Source organism: Paenarthrobacter sp. NPDC090517 (genome assembly GCF_044769165.1).
Taxonomy (GTDB): Bacteria; Actinomycetota; Actinomycetes; order Actinomycetales; family Micrococcaceae; genus Arthrobacter.
Map to the genome: position 1 here is coordinate 1,561,151 of NZ_JBIVXN010000001.1, position 18,463 is coordinate 1,579,613.

The window sequence follows — 18,463 nt, forward strand, 5'->3', positions numbered from 1 at the left end:
GTCTTTGCCCGTCGGCTCATTGAAGTCTTGATCCATGACACAGAGCAACAGCAACGAGCTTCCTGCGGGTATGGATTTATGGCGGACCGATGAGCTCCACGAGCTAGGGATCAACCATCGGAGGATTGCCGCGCTGGTTCGCGCCGGCGCCTTAGTACGACTCCGCCGTGGTTGCTATATTCGAGGCAGCACGTGGGCAGCCCAAAGGCCCTGGGTTCAAAGTCTGCAGCTAGTCGCCGCGCACGCACACGGCACACTTTCGACGTCGGGCGGCGGTTTGGTCTACAGCCACACCTCAGCGGCGCGTCTTCATGGCTTATTCCTGTGGGGTGTTGGAAATAGAGTCCACATCACGACGGAAACAACAGCATCCGCCACTTCACACGGCAAGGACGTCATACCGCACACCCGCCCGCTGGCGATGATGGGGGCTGTTTTCGTCAAGGGAATGCCTTGCACCACGTTGGAACAGACGGTTATGGACTGCTGCCTCATGCTCAACTACAAACAAGCCCTGGTGCTAATGGATCACGCCCTCCGAAAGGGTGCCGACGCCTCGAAACTGCAAGAGATGTGCGCATCGCGGGCCGGACGCAACGGAGTTCTCACTCTTCGACGAGCTTTGGAGAATGCCGATGCCAGATCCGAGTCACCCGGCGAAACCCTGACCCGCGAGCTGCTCCAAAGGTTGCGTATCGAGCTGCCCGAACTACAGGTGAAGGTGGCGTCAGCCGAAGGTCACCATCGGATGGATTTCGCATGGAAGGAAAAGAAGGTGGCCCTGGAGTTCGACGGCAAGGTCAAGTACTTCGACTACGCACCCACCGCCGAGGTGATCTACCAGGAACGGCAGCGAGAAAAGGCCCTCACGAAGCTCGGCTGGAAGTTCATCCGAATCAAGTGGCAGGACCTATTCAGGGAGCAGGAGTTCAAAACGAGCGTACTGAGCGTTTTGCGGAGAGCAAGCTAGAGCCCATCTCGGGGGTTCGCTGTGCATTCGATGGTTCGCACGGCACGCTGCACTGGCAACCCACGAAACGGACAGGCGCGGGGCGGTGGGCGCGGGCGCGACGGTCAGGCAGCACCCGGAAAAGCGGGCGATACCTCCCCAGATATCGCCCGCCTCGTTGGCTCTGTTGCGCAGAGTCCGTCCCCATAAGGGCCCACGGCGGCAGGGTTCCCTGTCCGAGCTTGCGAGGAAAGGGGGCCGCCGGGGATCTAGGGGCGCTGCCGGCCGAACACCGGGAGCGCGCGCAGCCAACGGGAGAACCCGCCGGCTTTGCGGTCACAGTCGGCCGGAATGTAGAAGTCGGGATCCGTCGCACCGAAGGGCAGGTACAGCTCCTGACCCGGCGCCGGGAATTCCACGACGTTGTTCGTATCCTTCGAGTCCATCTGTTCCTCCTCTTTCTCATGCAAGCAGTTTCCGTACTTCGGAAATCTTTTATTGTTATGTGGAAAGTGTAGGCAGCGGCGAAAGCAGCCGTCAAGACCTCCGAGGAGCCAAACCCAGTTGCCCCGGTCACATTTGGATGGTTCATAACGATCCTCCGGAACCCGTATACACAAGACGAATTAGTGCGCTACTCTCGAATCAGTTCGTGGCGTAGGTCACGTAACCTGAGAGCAGCAGGCAGGGTCGTAATGAGCTGGCATCCATGGATGCTGGCTCTTTTTTGTTGGGTCGGCTCCACCAGAAACGCAGTGGAAACACGCGCTTAATTTCATTGATGGAACCTAGGTTCCACCTCACAGAAGTTGGGATATGACCATGAGCAACAACATCGTCCTCGGCGAAAACCAGTACGGCAAGGCAGAAGTCCGCGTCGTCAAGGTCACCCGGGATACCGACCGCCACCACATTGAAGACTTGAACGTCACCTCGCAGCTGCGCGGCGACTTCCAGGCGGCCCACCTCGAAGGCGACAACGGCCACGTCGTTGCGACCGACACCCAGAAGAACACGGTCTACGCCTTTGCCCGTGAAGGCGTAGGCTCACCCGAGTCCTTCCTGCTTCGCCTCGCAAACCACTTCACCGGCGGATTCGACTGGGTCACCGGCGGTCGCTGGGAAGCCGAAGCCTACAGCTGGGATCGTATCCAGGCCCACGGCGAGGGACACGACCACAGCTTTGTCCGCAACGGACAAGAGGTGCGTACCGCCGTCGTCGTCCGTGATGGCGCAACCACCCACGTGATTTCCGGCCTCAAGGACCTGACCGTCCTGAAGACCACGCAGTCCGGTTTTGTCGGCTACCCGCGCGACAAGTACACCACGCTGCCGGAAACCACCGACCGCATCCTGGCCACCGATGTATCCGCCCGCTGGCGCTACAACACCAACCTGGACTTCGCCGGCACGGACTTCAACAAGAGCTACGAGGACATCAAAGCCCTCCTGCTCGAAGGCTTCACGGAAAACTACTCCCACGCCCTGCAGCAGACGCTGTTCGACATGGGCAAGAAGGTCCTGGAAGCACACAGCGAAGTGGACGAGATCAAGTTCTCCATGCCCAACAAGCACCACTTCCTGGTTGACCTGAGCCCGTTCGGCCTGGACAACCCCAACGAGGTCTTCTTCGCCGCGGATCGCCCGTACGGCCTTATCGAAGCAACCGTCCAGCGCGAGAACATCGAAGCTGCACCCGTTGCCTGGAGCGGCATCGCCGGCTTCTGCTAAGCCCGCACCAAACCAGCACTAAAAACGCACCACCCAAGGGTTTGTGTGCAGGCCTCCCCAACGGCGCCCCGTAACGGCCAGGCCTGCACACAAACCCAACCCCAAACAACCCAAGATTTTGTTAGCCAGACACAGTTAGCCAGACGAAGACGTCTGCCATGAACCCAGAAAGTCTGCCATGAACATCAAGAAGAAATCCCGCCCTGCGAATACCACCCCTTCGCAGTCGCACAAGCCGGAACGTCCAGAGGACAAGCGGCTCTCCATCGGAAGCACGTTCGCTTACGGCTTCCAGCACGTCCTCACCATGTACGGGGGAATCATTGCCCCGCCGCTGATCATCGGTGCGGCTGCCGGCATGTCCTCGCAGGACATCGGCCTCCTCATCGCCGCTTGTTTGTTCGTTGGCGGCCTGGCCACCATCCTGCAGACCGTCGGCATTCCGTTCTTCGGCTCGCAGTTGCCATTGGTACAGGGCGTTTCCTTCGCTGGTGTTTCCACCATGGTGGCGATCGTCCAAGGTGGCGGCGGGATCCAGGCGGTGTTCGGCTCGGTCATTGTGGCCTCGCTGATTGGCCTGGCAATCACTCCCCTGTTCTCCAAGATCATCAAGTTCTTCCCACCCGTGGTTACCGGAACAGTGATCACTACAATCGGCCTCACACTGATGCCGGTGGCAGCAAACTGGGCCATGGGCGGCAACGCCAAGGCCGATAACTACGGCAGCATGGCCAACATCGGGCTCGCAGCAGCAACCATGGGCGTCGTCCTGCTCCTCAGCAAGGTTGGCAACGCCGCCATTTCCAGGCTCTCAATCCTGCTGGCCATGGTCATCGGCACCATCATCGCGTTCGTGGCAGGCATGGCCGACTTCTCCAAGGTTGGCCAGGGCGACATCGTCGCATTCCCCACGCCGTTCGCCTTCGGCGCTCCCACTTTTGAAATTGCCGCGATCATCTCCATGCTCATCGTCATCCTGGTGACCCTGACGGAGACCTCGGCAGACATCATCGCAGTGGGCGAGATCGTAGATACCAAGGTGGACTCCCGCCGCATCGGCGACGGCCTCCGCGCAGACATGCTCTCCAGCGCCATCTCCCCGCTGTTCAACTCCTTCACCCAGAGCGCCTTCGCCCAGAACGTCGGCCTTGTTGCCATCACGGGCATCAAGAGCCGCTTCGTGGTCAGCGCCGGCGGCCTCATCCTGGTGATCCTGGGCCTCCTGCCGATCCTGGGCCGCGTGGTCGCAGCGGTTCCGACGCCCGTCCTGGGCGGCGCCGGCGTCGTCCTCTTCGGTACCGTGGCAGCCAGCGGTATCCGTACCCTGGCCAAGGTTGAGTACAAGAACAACATGAACCTGATCATCGTGGCGGCGTCGATCGGCTTCGGCATGATCCCCATCGCCGCGCCGTCCTTCTACGACGCGTTCCCGTCCTGGTTCTCCACGATCTTCCACTCCGGCATCAGCTCGGCAGCCGTCATGGCCATCCTGCTGAACATCCTCTTCAACCACCTCAAGGCCGGCAACTCGGACAACCAGTCGGTGTTCGTCGCTGGCACTGACCGGATCGTCAGCGAAGAGGACATCAAGTGCCTCAGCGAAGGCGACCGCTTCGAGAACGGCAAGCTCATCGACGCCGACGGCAAGGAAGTCCCGCTTAAGACGTCCAGCGCGTCGGAGCACTAGATTTCTGCCGCGGATTGACACTTGGCGCCCATGTTTATCGAAAACATGGGCGCCAAGTGTCATCTCGCGCAGAACGTACGACGGCGGCACTCACCCGCGCGGGAAGCTCACCTGCACGCTTCGCACCGTAGGATCAGCCCATGACCGAACAGCCACCCTGCTTCCGCTCACTGGCCTTCCGCGAGATCCCGACCCCGGACTACGCAGACGTGTGCTTGGCCCCGCTCCCGGATGGCGCCGGGACGGACCCCGGGGAATGGGCCGGGCAGCTGTTCTCCTTGGAGTCCATGCCGCGTTGGGTTGCCGCCGCCATGGGTTTGCGCCAGGCGCTTGTGCCCTTGATCGGCGTTCCGAAGGCACCGCGGGACACGTTCAAGGTGACGGACCAGGCGGGCGAAGAAGCCCTGATCTTCGTCAGGGACAAGCACTTGAACTTCGCAGCCGCCGTCGGGGTGGATCCGGTGAGCCGGCTCATCAGGGTGACTACCGCCGTCGAGTTCAAAGGCTGGAGGGGAAAGCTGTACTTCGGCGTCGTGCGGCCGGTTCACCCGATCGTTGTGAACGCGATGCTGAGGAAAGCCACCCTTTCAAAATCCGCTCCGAGCTGACAGATAATGCCCATGTTTTTGGAAAACATGGGCATTATCTGCCAACTCGGCGTAAGAAAATCAGTTCTGGTTGAGCTCCGCGGAGATCGCCATGGCAGCCTCGCGCAGCATGGGCACGGCGCGGTCGGCGAAGCTTTGGTCAACGCGGGTGATGGGGCCGGAGACGGAGATCGCCGTCGGCGTGGGCGCATTGGGCACGGCCATGGCGAAGCAGCGCACGCCGAGCTCCTGCTCTTCCTCGTCAATGGAGTACCCACGCTCACGGATCAACGCCAGATCCGCGAGCAGGGAGTCGATGTCGCCGATGCTCTTGGCCGTGGGAGTGGGCATTCCGGTGCGGGCCACGATGCCGCGGACAACGTCGTCGTCCAGCTGGGCGAGGATGGCTTTGCCCACGCCGGTGTCGTGCGTGTGGGCGCGGCGGCCTACCTCGGTGAACATGCGCATGGAGTGCATGGACGGGACCTGGGCCACGTAAATGACCATGTCGGAATCCAACACAGCCATGTTGGAGGTCTCACCGAGGCGTTCCACGAGCGTCTTCAGCTGCGGACGGGCCACGGCGCCGAGTTGCTTGCTGGCACCTTCGCCGAGCCGGATGAGCCGGGGACCCAGGGCGTAGCGACGGTTGGGCAGCTGGCGGATATAGCCGAGGGACACCAGCGTGCGCAGCAAGCGGTGGATGGTGGGCAGGGGGAGGTCAGTGGACGACGAAAGTTCGCTCAAGGTGACGTCGCCACCCGCATCCGTGATCAGTTCCAGCAGTTCAAAGACGCGCTCAACGGACTGCACGCCTCCGGAGGCTTTTTCAGCCATTCCCTTGTCTCCAATGACTCAGATTCCGACAACTCTTATCCGCATCGTGAAAAGAATTGCTTAGAACACCCAACATACAGCACAGCGCCCACCTGCGCGATGACACCGAACATGACCAAGCAAGGGGTTGTGTTTCCACTTTGTAGATAATAATATCCATAATACGAAAACATTCAGTTTGGAACGGCGGCCCGGGAACGGGCCTTACAGGAGGAATTTCAATGGCGAATCCGAGCCCCGGAAACTCGATCACCCTGCGCGTCGCCGCACCGTCGAGCTTCACCGCTACCAGCGAACTGGCAGCAGCCGTCGGCGCAGCCGGTGCAGCGATCACCGCACTGGACGTCACGGAATCCCACCACGAGACGATCGTTGTTGACGTCACCTGCAACACCACCGACGACGACCACGCAGCTCGCGTGAAGGACGCCCTGAACGCCCTCGACGGCGTCACCGTACAGCACGTCTCGGACCGCACCTTCCTCATGCACCTCGGTGGCAAACTCGAAGTCGTCCCCAAAGTCGCCCTGCGCAACCGCGACGATCTGTCCCGTGCCTACACTCCCGGCGTCGCCCGTGTTTGCATGGCTATCGCAGAAGACCCGGCCGCGGCCCGCAACCTGACGGTCAAGCGCAACACCATCGCAGTCCTCACCGACGGTTCGGCCGTTCTGGGCCTGGGCAACATCGGCCCCGCCGCTGCCCTGCCCGTCATGGAAGGCAAGGCTGCCCTGTTCAAGCAGTTCGCCAACGTTGACGCCTGGCCGGTCTGCCTGGACACCCAGGACACCGAAGAAATCATCATGATCGCCAAGGCCATGGCCCCCGTCTACGGCGGTATCAACCTCGAAGACATCGCCGCACCGCGCTGCTTCGAGATCGAGAACCGCCTCCGCGAAGAACTGGACATCCCGGTCTTCCACGACGACCAGCACGGCACCGCGATCGTTACGCTCGCTGCCCTGGTCAACGCCCTCCGCGTTGTGGACAAGAAGCTGTCCGAGGTCAAGATCGTCGTTTCCGGTGTCGGCGCTGCCGGCTCGGCCATCATCCAGCTCCTCAAGGCCCAGGGCGCGCAGCACATCATCGCCGCCGGCCGCTCAGGCGCCATCCACTCGGGCGAAAAGTACGACGACGAGCACCGCAGCTGGATCGCGGCGAACACCAATGAAGAAGGCTTCTCCGGAACCCTGCACGACGCCCTCAAGGGAGCGGACGTCTTCATCGGCGTCTCTGCCCCGCACGTAATCGGCGAAGAGCAGGTCGCTTCCATGGCCGAGGATGCAATCGTGTTCGCCATGGCCAACCCGACGCCGGAAATTGATCCGGTTGTTGCGTCCAAGCACGCAGCCGTGGTTGCCACCGGCCGCAGCGACTTCCCGAACCAGATCAACAATGTGCTGGCCTTCCCGGGCTTCTTCCGGGGCCTGCTGGACGCCGGAGCCTCGGACATTACGCCGAACATGCTGGTGGCCGCAGCCGAGGCAATTGCCAACCGGGTAGCTGACGATGAGCTGAACGCGAGTTACATTATCCCCAGCGTCTTCGATCCCCATGTTGCCGCCGATGTTGCGACCGCCGTAGCCAATGCTGCGCACGCCAACGCCGCCAGCGCACTCTAGAAAAAGGAATCCGCTCACATGGCTATCACAGTCACCGATCCCCGGCCGATCGATCGTGCCGAGGAAATCCTCACCCCCAAGGCACTGGCCTTCATCGAGGAGCTGCACAAGCGCTTCGCCGGCACCCGCAACGAGCTGTTGGAAGCGCGTAAGGTCAAGCGCCAGAAGGTTGCGGACACCAGCCGCCTGGACTTCCTCCCGGAGACGCAGGAAATCCGCGACGGCGACTGGAAGGTTGCCGAGGCACCGGCAGCTTTGCAGGACCGCCGCGTTGAGATGACCGGCCCTGCAACCCCCGCCAAGATGGCCATCAATGCCTTGAACTCCGGCGCCAAGGTATGGCTCGCCGATCTCGAGGACGCCAGCACGCCCACATGGCCCAACGTCATCGACGCGATCCTCAACCTTCGCGACGCTGCCCAGGGCACCCTGAGCTACACCTCGCCCGAGGGCAAGGAGTACCGCCTCCGCACGGACGCTCCCTTGGCTGTTGTTGTTGCCCGCCCCCGCGGCTGGCACATGGAAGAGAACCACCTGCTGATCGACGGCGAACCCGCCGTGGGTGCGCTGGTGGACTTCGGCCTGCACTTCTTCCATGTCGCCAAGCAGCTTCTCCTCAACGGCCACGGCCCGTACTACTACCTGCCCAAGATGGAGAGCCACCTTGAGGCCCGCCTCTGGAACGACGTCTTCGTGTTCGCCCAGGATTTCCTCGGCATCCCGCAGGGCAGCGTCCGCACCACGGTCCTCATCGAGACCATCCCGGCAGCGTTCGAGATGGACGAGATCCTCTACGAACTGCGCGACCACGCCTCAGGCTTGAATGCCGGACGTTGGGACTACCTCTTCAGCATCATCAAATACTTCCGTGATGCGGGCGAAGAATTCGTCCTCCCGGACCGCGCAACCGTTGCCATGACGGCCCCGTTCATGCGCGCCTACACGGAACTCCTGGTCAAGACCTGCCACAAGCGCGGCGCCTTCGCCATGGGTGGCATGGCCGCTGTCATCCCCAACCGCAAGCAGCCGGACGTCACCGCCGCAGCCTTCGACAAGGTCCGCGCCGACAAGACCCGCGAGGCAAACGATGGCTTCGACGGCTCCTGGGTTGCACACCCGGACCTGGTCTCCACTTGCCGCGAAGTCTTCGACTCCGTACTCGGTAACCGGCCCAACCAGCTCGACAAGCAGCGCCCCGAGGTGAGCGTCACGGCCGAGCAGCTCATCGACGTCGCCTCCGCCGGCGGTACGGTCACCGAAGCCGGCCTGCGCCTGAACCTGTACGTCGCCGTCGCTTATACGGGAGTCTGGATTTCCGGCAGCGGTGCCGTTGCCATCCACAACCTCATGGAAGACGCGGCGACTGCGGAAATTTCCCGCTCGCAGGTGTGGCAGCAGATCCGCAACAAGTCCGTCCTCGCGGACACTGGTAACACCGTGACCCGCGAGCTCGTCACCCGCATCCTGGGCGAGGAAACCGAGCGCCTGCGCATCGAGTTCGGTGACGATAACTTCAAGGCGTACTACGAGCCCGCGTCCAAGCTGATTGAGGACATCTGTCTGTCCGACGATTACACGGACTTCCTCACCACTCCCGCGTATGAGCTGGTGGGCTGAGATGGGCTCGTTCTCTTCCTCTGATCTGGCCCACATCGAGTCCCAGCTCGCCGCCACTGACCAGTTGCTTGACCGCAACTACCCCGGCGACGACGGCTCACGCCAGCCCATCCACACCGTCTATATCCCGGCCGACCGCTTCACGCCTTCCCTTGCTGCAGAGTGGGGCGCCCAGGCGCTCGCGGCGGCGGAAGCTCACGGCGGCCTCGAAAAACTGGGGCAGCTGTTGGGCCAGGAGGCCCACCTGGCTGCCGCTGTTGCGGAGCGTGTGGCTGCGAAGCTTTCTACTGAGCCGATCGAAGACCTCCGTTTGGACTTTGAAGACGGCTATGGCGACCGCGGCGATGAGGCAGAAGACGCCGACGCCGTTGCTGCCGCCAAGGCTGTTGCCGCTGCAGTTTCGGCCGGAACAGCTCCGCCGTTCATCGGCATCCGCTTCAAGTGCTTCGAAGCCCCCACCCGCGCCCGTGGCCTGAAGACCCTGGACCTGTTCGTGTCCACGTTGGCTGCTGCCGGTGAACTCCCGGCCGGGCTGATCCTCACCCTTCCCAAGGTCACCACGGTGGCACAGGTGCAGGCGATGGACTTCGCAGTGTCCCGCCTTGAGGAAGTCCACGGACTTCCTGCTGGCAGGCTTCGCTTTGAGGTCCAGGTGGAAACACCCCAGCTCATTCTGGGCGCCGATGGAACATCCCCTGTGGCACAGCTCCCCCACGTTGTCCCGGGCCGCATCAGTGCCCTGCACTACGGCACCTACGATTACAGTGCCTCATTGGGAATCTCCGCGGAGTACCAGTCCATGGAGCACCCCGTGGCCGACTTCGCCAAGGAAGTCATGCAGCTCGCCGTCGCCGGAACGGGTATCCGCCTGTCCGACGGCTCCACCAACATCATCCCCGTGGGTGATGGCGTGGAGGATGCCTGGAGGCTGCACGGCCGGCTGGTCCGTCGCTCCCTGGAAAACGGCTATTACCAGGGCTGGGATCTGCACGCAGCCCAGCTACCCAGCCGCTTCTCGGCGTCGTACGCTTTCTACCGCGAAGGTCTCCCCGCCGCGGCCCTCCGCCTCCGCAACTACGTGGAACGCACGGAAGGCGGCGTCATGGATGAGCCCGCCACCGCCCGCGCCCTGGCTGGCTTCGTCCTCCGTGGCGTCCAATGCGGCGCAGTGGGGACCGACGAGGTCAAGGCGCTTGCCGGCGTCGAACTTTCACGGCTGACCGCACTGGCGCACCCGCGGCTCGCGCAACCGACTTCCCACTGATAGGAGCATTTCGCATGGGCAAGTACTACTACCCGCAGGGCGGCCTGCCGCCGCAGACCCACCTCACCACGGAACGGGCGATCGTTACCGAGGCTTATACGGTGATCCCCAAGGGCGTCATGACGGACATCGTCACCAGCAACCTGCCGGGTTTCTCCAACACGCGTTCGTGGATCATCGCGCGTCCGATCTCCGGCTTCGCCACCACGTTCTCCCAGCTGATCGTGGAGATTGCACCGGGCGGCGGCGCTCCGAAGGCCGAGTTTGAGCCCGGCGTTGAAGGCGTCATCTTCGTCACCAAGGGCCAGGTCAACCTGACCCTTGACGGCGAACTGCACCACCTCGAAGAGGGCGGCTACGCCTACCTTGCCGCCGGCGCAGAGTGGGGTCTGGAGAACGTCTCCAACGACATCGTTTCCTTCCACTGGATCCGCAAGGCCTACGAACGCCTTGAAGGCTTCGAAGCCAAGTCCTTCGTCACCAACGAGAAGGACGTGGAGCCCACCTCCATGCCGGACACCAACGACGTCTGGAAGACCACGCGCTTCACCGACTCCAGCGACCTGGCCCATGACATGCAGGTCAACATCGTCACCTTCCAGCCCGGCGGCGTGATCCCCTTCCCGGAGACACACGTCATGGAGCACGGCCTGTACGTCCTGGAAGGCAAGGCCATGTACTTGCTTAACAATGACTGGGTTGAGGTGGAAGCCGGCGACTTCATGTGGCTGCGCGCGTTCTGCCCGCAGGCTTGCTACGCCGGTGGTCCGGGCGAGTTCCGTTACCTGCTGTACAAGGACATGAACCGCCAGGTGAAGCTCACCTGATTTGCGCCGAGATCGCCGGAAAGCTGCCAGTTCGCTGGGAGCCTTCCGGCGATTTCGTGCGTTTCCGGCGGACTCAGCGGCTTCTGCGGCGGCCTATGGCCAGCCCGGCCCGGAACGCGAGCACCAGCAGGCCAACCACCGTCACGGCCAAGCCGATCTGCGTACCTTGGCTGACCATTGCCCCACCGTTCCCGATGAAGACCGTTTCACTCAAAGGCGCGTAGGCAAACCAACCGAAGCTGGTGCTTTGGTTGGTCCACGCCACGATCAGCCCCACGATCACGGCGATCAGCCCCAGCAAAGGCACGACGACGGCAGAGACCCTGCGCGAAGGCTGCGGTGTGTGCTGTTCCCCAAGTATGTTGTTTTCCCCCATGCGGCCGAGTCTAGCCTGCGCGCGTGCACCCAACTAAGTAGCAGCACATGCCGTTTTGAGCCCTCAAAACGGCATTAACTGCGACTTAGTTGGGTTTGGGTTTGCCCGGGCCGCCGGCAATTCTGTACGACTCCTGGAGCAGTTCGTCGAGTTCTTCCACATCAATGTTCTCCAAGCGGATCAGCATCAGTTTCGGGGACTGATCGTGGTGCGGCGTCCAGAAGAAAGTGCTAGGTTCCATGGCTGCGAGCGCTTCGCGTTCGTCGGTTTTGACTGTACCCACGCCCTCTTCCCATATGCGCGCCATGAGGGACTTGGCGAACCACGCGGGCTGCCCCCAACTGGGGCGCTCAGTGACTCCGGGCATGCTCAGGCAGATGCGTCTTACGTCGTCCTCTGTGGCCATGGTTCACTGTCGCATTCGCCCTTGTTCTGCCACAAGAGACCCTCCCGCGATGAGGCCGGGCGAATGCCGACCGGCAACCACTTCTGCGTCATCAACACCAGCCCGCGGTAGCGCCGTCGTCGAGTCCTACGCCGGGGTCCCAAGTCGCCGGAAACGTGCGCGGTCGGCGGGAAGGCTGCCAAACCGCCCAAGCGTTCCGGCGGTCCGGCACGGTTCCCGCGAAGTCACGGCCGCGGTCCCGGAAGTGTCGGACCCCTTCGGTAAAGTCCTGACCATGGATGAGAAAGCGACGCTGCTCACGTACTTGCGCCTCCGCCGGACGGACCTGCTCGGAAAACTGGACGGGCTGGGCGAGTACGACGCCCGCCGGCCAATGACACCCACGGGAACCAACCTGCTGGGCTTGGTCAAGCATGTGGCCAGTGCGGAACTGGGGTATTTCGGTGAAACCTTTGGCCGGCCCAGCGGCAGGGAACTGCCGTGGTTTGCCGACGATGCCGCAGCGGATTCGGACATGTGGGTTCCGGCAACGGAGAGTCGCGAAGACATCCTGGAGCTTCACCACTTCTCTGCCAAACACAGCGATGAGACCTTACAGTCCCTCCCCTTGGACGCTCGGGGCGTTGTGCCGTGGTGGTCGGAGGAAAAGAAGAACGTCACTCTCCACCAGATCCTGGTCCACATGTGCGTGGAAACGTCTAGGCATGCGGGGCACGCGGACATTATTCGCGAACTCATTGACGGCAACATCGGGCAGAGACCGGGCGATCCGAACATCCCCGGCCGGTCCACGGAAGAGTGGGCAGGCCATCGTGCCCGCATTGAGCAGGCGGCACGGCAGGCAGGCAAAAGCACCGCCTAAACCTTCATAGGGGGTTCGGTAAGACGCTGGCATACTAGCGGGCTCTCGGGCCCCTATGCCTGGATTCTTCCAAGCGAGGTTCGGTGGCTGTGGGCTGCGGCGTCCTGACCTCTTTTGACCGCAATGTTGCGCGAAAAGCAACCAATTTCGGGTGCATCCGGGCGTCTAGGCTTCTAAAGGGAGTCGCAACGCACCAGCCACCACCTCTTGATGAGCTCCCGGTCACATTCTGTTTACACGCCAACCATGGCCTTTTGGTATCCCAAAGTGTAATCTCCATCACATTCCCTCATGTGATATTCGCATTCCGCATGACGGAACCATTCGCGTGGCAATGAATGAAACCTTCAGAGCTCAGATAGGAGCGCACTGTGGAAAAAGACCTTGCCCAGGAGGCTGCAACACCGCGGACCGGATCCCTGGCCAAACAAATCGAAGGCGCGTATCAACGGATTGGCGTGACTGGCGCACATCGCCAAATTGTCTTCATGATCCTGCTGGGCGTCTTCTTCGACGCCCTCGAACAAAATAGTGTAGGAATCACCGGCCCCATCCTCCGCCAATCGTGGGGATTGGGCGCCACCGAAATCGGTTTGCTGAACACAATGACGTTTACGGCAACCGCACTTGGACGGCTAGCGACGGGCCTCATCGTCGATAAATACGGCCGACGGCACATGCTGGTCATCAACCTCATCATTTTCGCCGGTGGCTCATTGCTCTGCGCCGTTGCCCCGAACTACCCCATTTTGGCCGCAGGCCGCTTCATTGTCGGTTTCGGGCTCGGTGGTGAAATAGCCGTTGCCGTGATCATGATGGCGGAGTTCTTCGCCGCCAAACACCGGGGCACCGCAGTGGGACTGATCAACGTCACCGCAGCCGGTCTGGGCAATATGCTGGCACCGGCCTTCGGCATCCTCGTCTTCACGCTCTTCGACGGCCCGGACAAGTGGCGCTGGGTGTTCGGCCTGCTCTTCATCCCCGCCCTGCTTGTGATGTTCTTCAGGAGGTACGTCCCGGAAACGCCGCGTTTCCTGGCTTCCCAAGGCAAAATCGATGAGGCAAACCTCGTCATCACCCGGCTTGCCCGCAACAAGCTCTCCGGCCCCATCAAGGACCCGGAAACATACATCACGGCAGTACCCGATCCTGTGGTGGTGAAATCGTCCGGCCACTGGAAGGACGCCCTCCGCGGCAAGCTCCTCAAGCGTACGGTGCTGCTGTGCATTGCCGTTTGCATGTCCTACGCCGCCCAGATTTCCATGCTGACGCTGATGCCCACCATCCTGGTGTCCCGCGGTTATGCCGTGAACACGAGCCTCTGGTTCACGCTGATCATGCAGTCGGGTTCATTGCTGGGTGCCTGCACAGCCGCCTACCTCGCCAGCCGATTGCCCCGGAAGAAAGTGCTCACAGCGGCCGCAATTCTTGGCTGCCTGTCCGGGCTGTCCATGGCCTTCCTTGCCACCGACATCGTGCTCGTTGTGATCTTCGGAGTCGTCTTCAACTTCTCGGTGATCATCCTTAACACCACCATTTGGCTGTTTGCGCCGGAGCTCTACCCCACGCGCACCCGTGGTTTCGGCACGTCCATCATCCTGGCAGCGGGTTCTTTGTCCGGAGGCCTGTTCCCGCTCATCTCCGGGGCCGTGTTCGACTCCGCCGGTTTGCCGGGAATGTTCACCACTCTGGCAGTGCTGTTCGTCATCCTGGCGATCGTGGTCCAATTCCCGCCCGAGACCTTCAACAAGCCGCTGGAAGAGGACGCTGAACCGGGCGATGACGAGGAAGCTGCGATCTATGGACACTAGCGTTTCCAGCCCGGACACAGTCCTTCTGGTCAATCCAAACACCAACGGCAACACCACAACCATGATGGTGGACGTGGCTCAGGAGACCTTGGCGCCGCATGGTCTCCGGGTTGTGGGCATTACCGCGGCCGCCGGGCCTTCCATGATCGTGGATCCGGTTTCCTTATCCGAATCTGAGGCGCACGTCCGCAATGCTGTGCACGGCTATCTTTCCGGGCCCGACGGCGGCAGGGTGGCCGCTGTGATCGTTGCAGCGATAGGTGATCCGGGGCGGGCACAGTTGGACGACGAACTGGATATTCCGGTGATCGGCATAGGACAAGGCTCCGTTTACGCCGCGGCACAGAACTCTCACGGCGGGCTCCGTCACTTCGGTATGGCAACAAGCACACCATTGTTGGTGGAAGCCCTGGGCAAACTGGTGGCAGACCATGGGTTCCAGGAGCACTTCACCGGTGTCCGGCTGACGCTGTCCGACCCCTTGGACTTGGCGGCAGACCCTGAACGCCAGTTCCAGGAGTTGGCGGTCGCCGTCACAGAGGCTACGGCCACTGACAACACTGAGGCAGTCATCATCGCCGGCGGCCCACTCAGCGCCACCGCGCGGCGGCTGGCGGAGACAATCGCCGTCGACATCATCCAACCGATCCCAAGCGCCTGTCAGCTGGTGCTCGCGGCTCTGTCTTAAACACAAAGAGCAACGCCCGACGACGGCACTCAAGTGCCGTCGTCGGGCGCTTTAAACAACCCGGCAGGGGGTCCGCAAGTATGCCCCACAAACTTGATGCGAACTTGAGCCAATCGAAAAGGTTCCTTGATATAGCAGCGCCACGCTGGAAGCAGACGAAGCACCAATACACAGGGGTTTCGGCAACGAATTTCCAGTATGAAACACGACGATGTGGGGGAAGCAATGGAACAGGCATCAGCACTAACCGAGGTGGTCTCCGTCAAGGGCATCATCCAGGACCAGCACCCCGTGGATTTCTACGCGCTGGGTGTCGCGGGATGCATCGACCGGCTGGCAGCACCGCTCCGGCGTGCAGGCGTCACAGTGCACTGGCACACCCCGCATCACGGCATCGAGATCTCCTCCTCAGCCGCCGCCCTCCTCTATCACGTGGCGCAGGAGACCTTCAGCAACACCCTCAACTACGCGAACGCCAGCCAGCTCACAGTCCGGCTCAACGCCGTTTACCACGGCATTCAGATCACCGTCACGGACGATGGCACCGGTTTCGAGATTCACGCAGCTCCCAGTGGCCGGCGGCACGGTTTCGGATTGCTGCTGATGTCCATTGCAGTGCACGACGCCGGCGGGACAGTAGACATCGATTCTGCGGTTGGGCGGGGCACCACTGTGAGGGTTACGCTGCCGCTGGATTGAGTCCGATTTGGGACCATATTTGGTCGTCAAACCCATAGCCCCACAGCATTGTGGGACGTATTCTGTAGCTACTTTTCAGCCTGACATCCCTAGGGAGTGGCACGAAAATGAAGCGGAACAAGGGTCAAAAGCTAGGTCTTGGCAGGGTCCTCTTGAGGGTCATCGGGTTCTTCTTCGTGAGCACTCTCTGCGGGGTGCTGATCACAGGATTCCTGGCCCCCGTGATTGCCTTCACCAGCACCACCGTGCACGGCTCCGTAGGGTTTTATCAGAGCTTACCGGCCGAACTCGACGTCGATTCTCCTTCGCTTTCCAGCACGGTGGTCTCTGCTGACGGGCAACTCATAGCCACCTTCTTCGCCGAGAACCGGGTGAAGGTGCCCTTGAACGAGATGTCTCCGTTCATCCGTGAAGCGATCATCGCGATCGAGGACAGCCGCTTTTACGAGCACGCGGGTGTGGACGCCCAAGGTATTATGCGGGCGCTGAGTTCGAACCTGACCCAAGGCACCAGGCAAGGCGCTTCCACGCTGACCCAGCAGTACGTCACCAACGTACTTAACGAGTCCCGCCTGTCCGAGGGCCGGCCCGAGGACGTCGTGCTCAGTGGCCAGAAGACCGTAGGCGACAAGTTGCGCGAGATCAAGCTTGCCCTGGAACTGGAGAAGCGCTTCAGTAAGGACCAAATCCTTGAGGGTTATCTAAACATCGTGTTCTTCAACCGGGACGCCTACGGCATCGAAGCCGCATCCCGCTACTTCTTCAGCACCTCGGCTATGGATCTGACCCTGCCCCAAGCAGCCCTCCTGGCAGGTTTGGTCAATGGCCCCAGCATTTATGACCCCGTTGCCGATCCCCAGGCTGCACTTAACCGCCGCAACCTGGTGTTGGACCGCATGCTGGAACAGGGCAGGATCACGGCGGTGGATCATGGCGTGGCGGTGGCCACTCCCATTGAGTTGGACATCACGCCTTCGTTGCAGGGTTGTGCGGGCACATCGTTCGCCACCTACTTCTGCGACTACGTTTCCCACCTGATCCTGAACAACGAGGATTACGGGGCAACCGTGGAGGATCGTGAGAGGCTTCTGTATCGCGGGGGCCTGACCATTACAACCACCTTGGACACCCGGCTCCAGAACCTCGCCCAGCAACAGGTGGACGCATCCGCCGGAGCCAACCCGGACAAGTGGGGCGCAGCGATGACCACGGTTCAGCCGGGTACCGGGAAAATCCTGGCGATGGCCCAAAATACGGTGTTCGTACCCCAGGAAGGGAAGTACGATACCCAGCTGAACTTCAATGTGGATGCCAAAGACGAGAACGGCTACGACCTCAATGGTGCGGGTGGCTTCCAGCCCGGTTCAACCATGAAACCGTTCATCTACGCCGAGTGGCTCAACGAGGGCAAGCACCCCACCGCAGTGGTGGATGCTTCCCGAAGGGTGTACCCCGTTGGTTTCCCTTGGCGTTCGAGCTGCGGCAAGGTCCTTGGCGGTTACAGCACCGCCCAGAAAGCCCAGAACCTGGGCGCCGACGACGATCTGCAAAACAACGAAGACGGCTACTACCGCCCGATGCCCATCAATTACGGCCTCTACAACTCCATCAACACCGCCACCTTCGCCACTGCAGCTCAACTGGATTTCTGCGGGATCCAGAAGATGGTGGACGCCGTTGGCCTGCACAGCGGCTTGGACAATGCACCCGTCAACATGCACCAGATCGGCAACCTCCTCGGCTCCATCGGCGTGGCCCCACTGGTCCTGGCCAGTGCCTACGCCACATTTGCCAATGACGGCACATATTGCGAGCCCATCGCGATCACCGAGATCAGCGATTCCCAGGGCAGGGAGTACGAAGCCCAAACGCCGGAGTGCCGGGAGGCCGTGAAACCGGCCGTGGCCCGCGGAGTGAACGCCGTCCTGCAGGATGTGATGAAGGTGGGTTCCGGCGTCTGGATCGAACCCAAGGTCCACACGAAGGTACCCGTTGCCGCCAAGACAGGAACGTCCAACAACAACGGCGCCACATGGGTGGCCGGGTACACCACGACCCTGGCTACGGCGTCGTTCTTTGGAGATACGACGGCGGGACAACAGCGGGCGGGGCAGAACGTCACCATCAACGGCAAGTTCTACAAATCCTTGGACGGGTACATGATCGCCGGGCCGCAATGGGCTAACTACATGGTGGAAGCCGTGGCCCTCTATCCGAGCGGGCCGTTCGTGGCGCCGGCTCCACCCCCGTCCCCCGCGCCCACCGTGCCGGCGACCCCAACGCTGACGCGGCGCTGACGCTGCGTTGCGAGGCCCAGTCTGCGCACTATTCCTTCGGGAAAGCCTGCAGAGCAGGCCCCACAACAAACCCACCCCACATTGCGAGGCCCAGTCTGCGCACTATTCCTTCGCGAAAGGCTGCAGAGCAGGCCCCACAACAAACCCACCCCACATTGCGAGGCCCGGTCTGCCCGGTATCCCCCAGCGAAAGGCTGCAGAGC

The 18,463-nt window shown here is 61.8% G+C and carries 17 protein-coding genes; 13 read left to right on the top strand and 4 right to left on the bottom strand.

Annotation, left to right across the window (positions count from 1 at the left end; all coding sequences use genetic code 11):
• Nucleotides 1-34 precede the first annotated feature (34 nt).
• Entirely contained in the window at nt 35-970 is a 936-nt protein-coding gene (locus ACIQTW_RS07180) for a type IV toxin-antitoxin system AbiEi family antitoxin domain-containing protein (protein ID WP_402935373.1), read from the top strand.
• Nucleotides 971-1,218: 248 nt separating this feature from the next.
• On the opposite strand, the gene ACIQTW_RS07185 is transcribed toward ACIQTW_RS07180, so the two are convergent.
• Nucleotides 1,219-1,395, bottom strand: coding sequence for a hypothetical protein (locus tag ACIQTW_RS07185; RefSeq protein ID WP_014922716.1), 177 nt, complete (start codon nt 1,393-1,395; stop codon nt 1,219-1,221).
• Nucleotides 1,396-1,765: 370 nt separating this feature from the next.
• Between ACIQTW_RS07185 and pucL the strand changes: the two genes are divergently transcribed.
• From pucL to ACIQTW_RS07200, 3 genes are all read left to right on the top strand, one after another.
• Entirely contained in the window at nt 1,766-2,680 is a 915-nt protein-coding gene (gene pucL / locus ACIQTW_RS07190; protein ID WP_017200642.1) for a factor-independent urate hydroxylase, read from the top strand.
• Between the two features lie 178 nt (nt 2,681-2,858).
• Entirely contained in the window at nt 2,859-4,367 is a 1,509-nt protein-coding gene (locus ACIQTW_RS07195) for a nucleobase:cation symporter-2 family protein (protein ID WP_402935378.1), read from the top strand.
• Nucleotides 4,368-4,507: 140 nt separating this feature from the next.
• The gene (locus tag ACIQTW_RS07200; RefSeq protein WP_402935381.1) at nt 4,508-4,975 is read left to right on the top strand and encodes a DUF2867 domain-containing protein; all 468 of its coding nucleotides are present in this window, start codon (nt 4,508-4,510) and stop codon (nt 4,973-4,975) included.
• A 60-nt stretch (nt 4,976-5,035) separates the two neighbouring features.
• On the opposite strand, the gene ACIQTW_RS07205 is transcribed toward ACIQTW_RS07200, so the two are convergent.
• Nucleotides 5,036-5,791, bottom strand: a complete 756-nt coding sequence (locus ACIQTW_RS07205; protein WP_402935384.1) for an IclR family transcriptional regulator — start codon at nt 5,789-5,791, stop codon at nt 5,036-5,038.
• A 221-nt stretch (nt 5,792-6,012) separates the two neighbouring features.
• On the opposite strand from ACIQTW_RS07205, the gene ACIQTW_RS07210 reads away from it, so the two are divergent.
• The 4 genes from ACIQTW_RS07210 to ACIQTW_RS07225 are packed head-to-tail and all read left to right on the top strand — an operon-like array spanning nt 6,013 to nt 11,121.
• Entirely contained in the window at nt 6,013-7,413 is a 1,401-nt protein-coding gene (locus tag ACIQTW_RS07210) for an NAD-dependent malic enzyme (RefSeq protein ID WP_089596170.1), read from the top strand.
• Between the two features lie 18 nt (nt 7,414-7,431).
• Nucleotides 7,432-9,030, top strand: a complete 1,599-nt coding sequence (gene aceB, locus ACIQTW_RS07215; protein ID WP_402935387.1) for a malate synthase A — start codon at nt 7,432-7,434, stop codon at nt 9,028-9,030.
• A gap of 1 nt (nt 9,031) precedes the next feature.
• The gene (locus ACIQTW_RS07220; protein ID WP_402936260.1) at nt 9,032-10,294 is read left to right on the top strand and encodes a DUF6986 family protein; all 1,263 of its coding nucleotides are present in this window, start codon (nt 9,032-9,034) and stop codon (nt 10,292-10,294) included.
• Nucleotides 10,295-10,308: 14 nt separating this feature from the next.
• The gene (locus tag ACIQTW_RS07225; protein WP_402935389.1) at nt 10,309-11,121 is read left to right on the top strand and encodes a bifunctional allantoicase/(S)-ureidoglycine aminohydrolase; all 813 of its coding nucleotides are present in this window, start codon (nt 10,309-10,311) and stop codon (nt 11,119-11,121) included.
• 73 nt (nt 11,122-11,194) lie between these two features.
• Here ACIQTW_RS07225 and ACIQTW_RS07230 read toward each other — a convergent pair whose 3' ends face one another.
• Both ACIQTW_RS07230 and ACIQTW_RS07235 read right to left on the bottom strand, forming a co-directional pair.
• Nucleotides 11,195-11,497: a hypothetical protein gene (locus ACIQTW_RS07230; RefSeq protein ID WP_402935392.1), complete on the bottom strand. Its 303-nt coding sequence runs from the start codon at nt 11,495-11,497 to the stop codon at nt 11,195-11,197.
• Nucleotides 11,498-11,582: 85 nt separating this feature from the next.
• Nucleotides 11,583-11,903 (bottom strand): MmcQ/YjbR family DNA-binding protein, encoded by a 321-nt coding sequence (locus ACIQTW_RS07235; protein WP_402935394.1) that lies wholly within the window; start codon nt 11,901-11,903, stop codon nt 11,583-11,585.
• Between the two features lie 274 nt (nt 11,904-12,177).
• Between ACIQTW_RS07235 and ACIQTW_RS07240 the strand changes: the two genes are divergently transcribed.
• The 5 genes from ACIQTW_RS07240 to ACIQTW_RS07260 all read left to right on the top strand — a co-directional run bounded on the left by ACIQTW_RS07240 (nt 12,178) and on the right by ACIQTW_RS07260 (nt 18,260).
• The gene (locus ACIQTW_RS07240; RefSeq protein ID WP_402935401.1) at nt 12,178-12,765 is read left to right on the top strand and encodes a DinB family protein; all 588 of its coding nucleotides are present in this window, start codon (nt 12,178-12,180) and stop codon (nt 12,763-12,765) included.
• A 371-nt stretch (nt 12,766-13,136) separates the two neighbouring features.
• The gene (locus ACIQTW_RS07245; protein WP_402935405.1) at nt 13,137-14,576 is read left to right on the top strand and encodes an MFS transporter; all 1,440 of its coding nucleotides are present in this window, start codon (nt 13,137-13,139) and stop codon (nt 14,574-14,576) included.
• Complete coding sequence (locus tag ACIQTW_RS07250) at nt 14,566-15,264, top strand: aspartate/glutamate racemase family protein (protein WP_402935406.1); 699 nt, start codon at nt 14,566-14,568, stop codon at nt 15,262-15,264. The genes ACIQTW_RS07245 and ACIQTW_RS07250 overlap by 11 nt, the downstream gene beginning before the upstream one ends.
• 198 nt (nt 15,265-15,462) lie before the next feature.
• Nucleotides 15,463-15,963, top strand: coding sequence for a sensor histidine kinase (locus tag ACIQTW_RS07255; RefSeq protein WP_402935407.1), 501 nt, complete (start codon nt 15,463-15,465; stop codon nt 15,961-15,963).
• 107 nt (nt 15,964-16,070) lie between these two features.
• On the top strand, nt 16,071-18,260 hold the full coding sequence (locus tag ACIQTW_RS07260; RefSeq protein ID WP_402935410.1) for a transglycosylase domain-containing protein: 2,190 nt from the start codon (nt 16,071-16,073) through the stop codon (nt 18,258-18,260).
• The last annotated feature ends 203 nt before the right edge of the window (nt 18,261-18,463 follow it).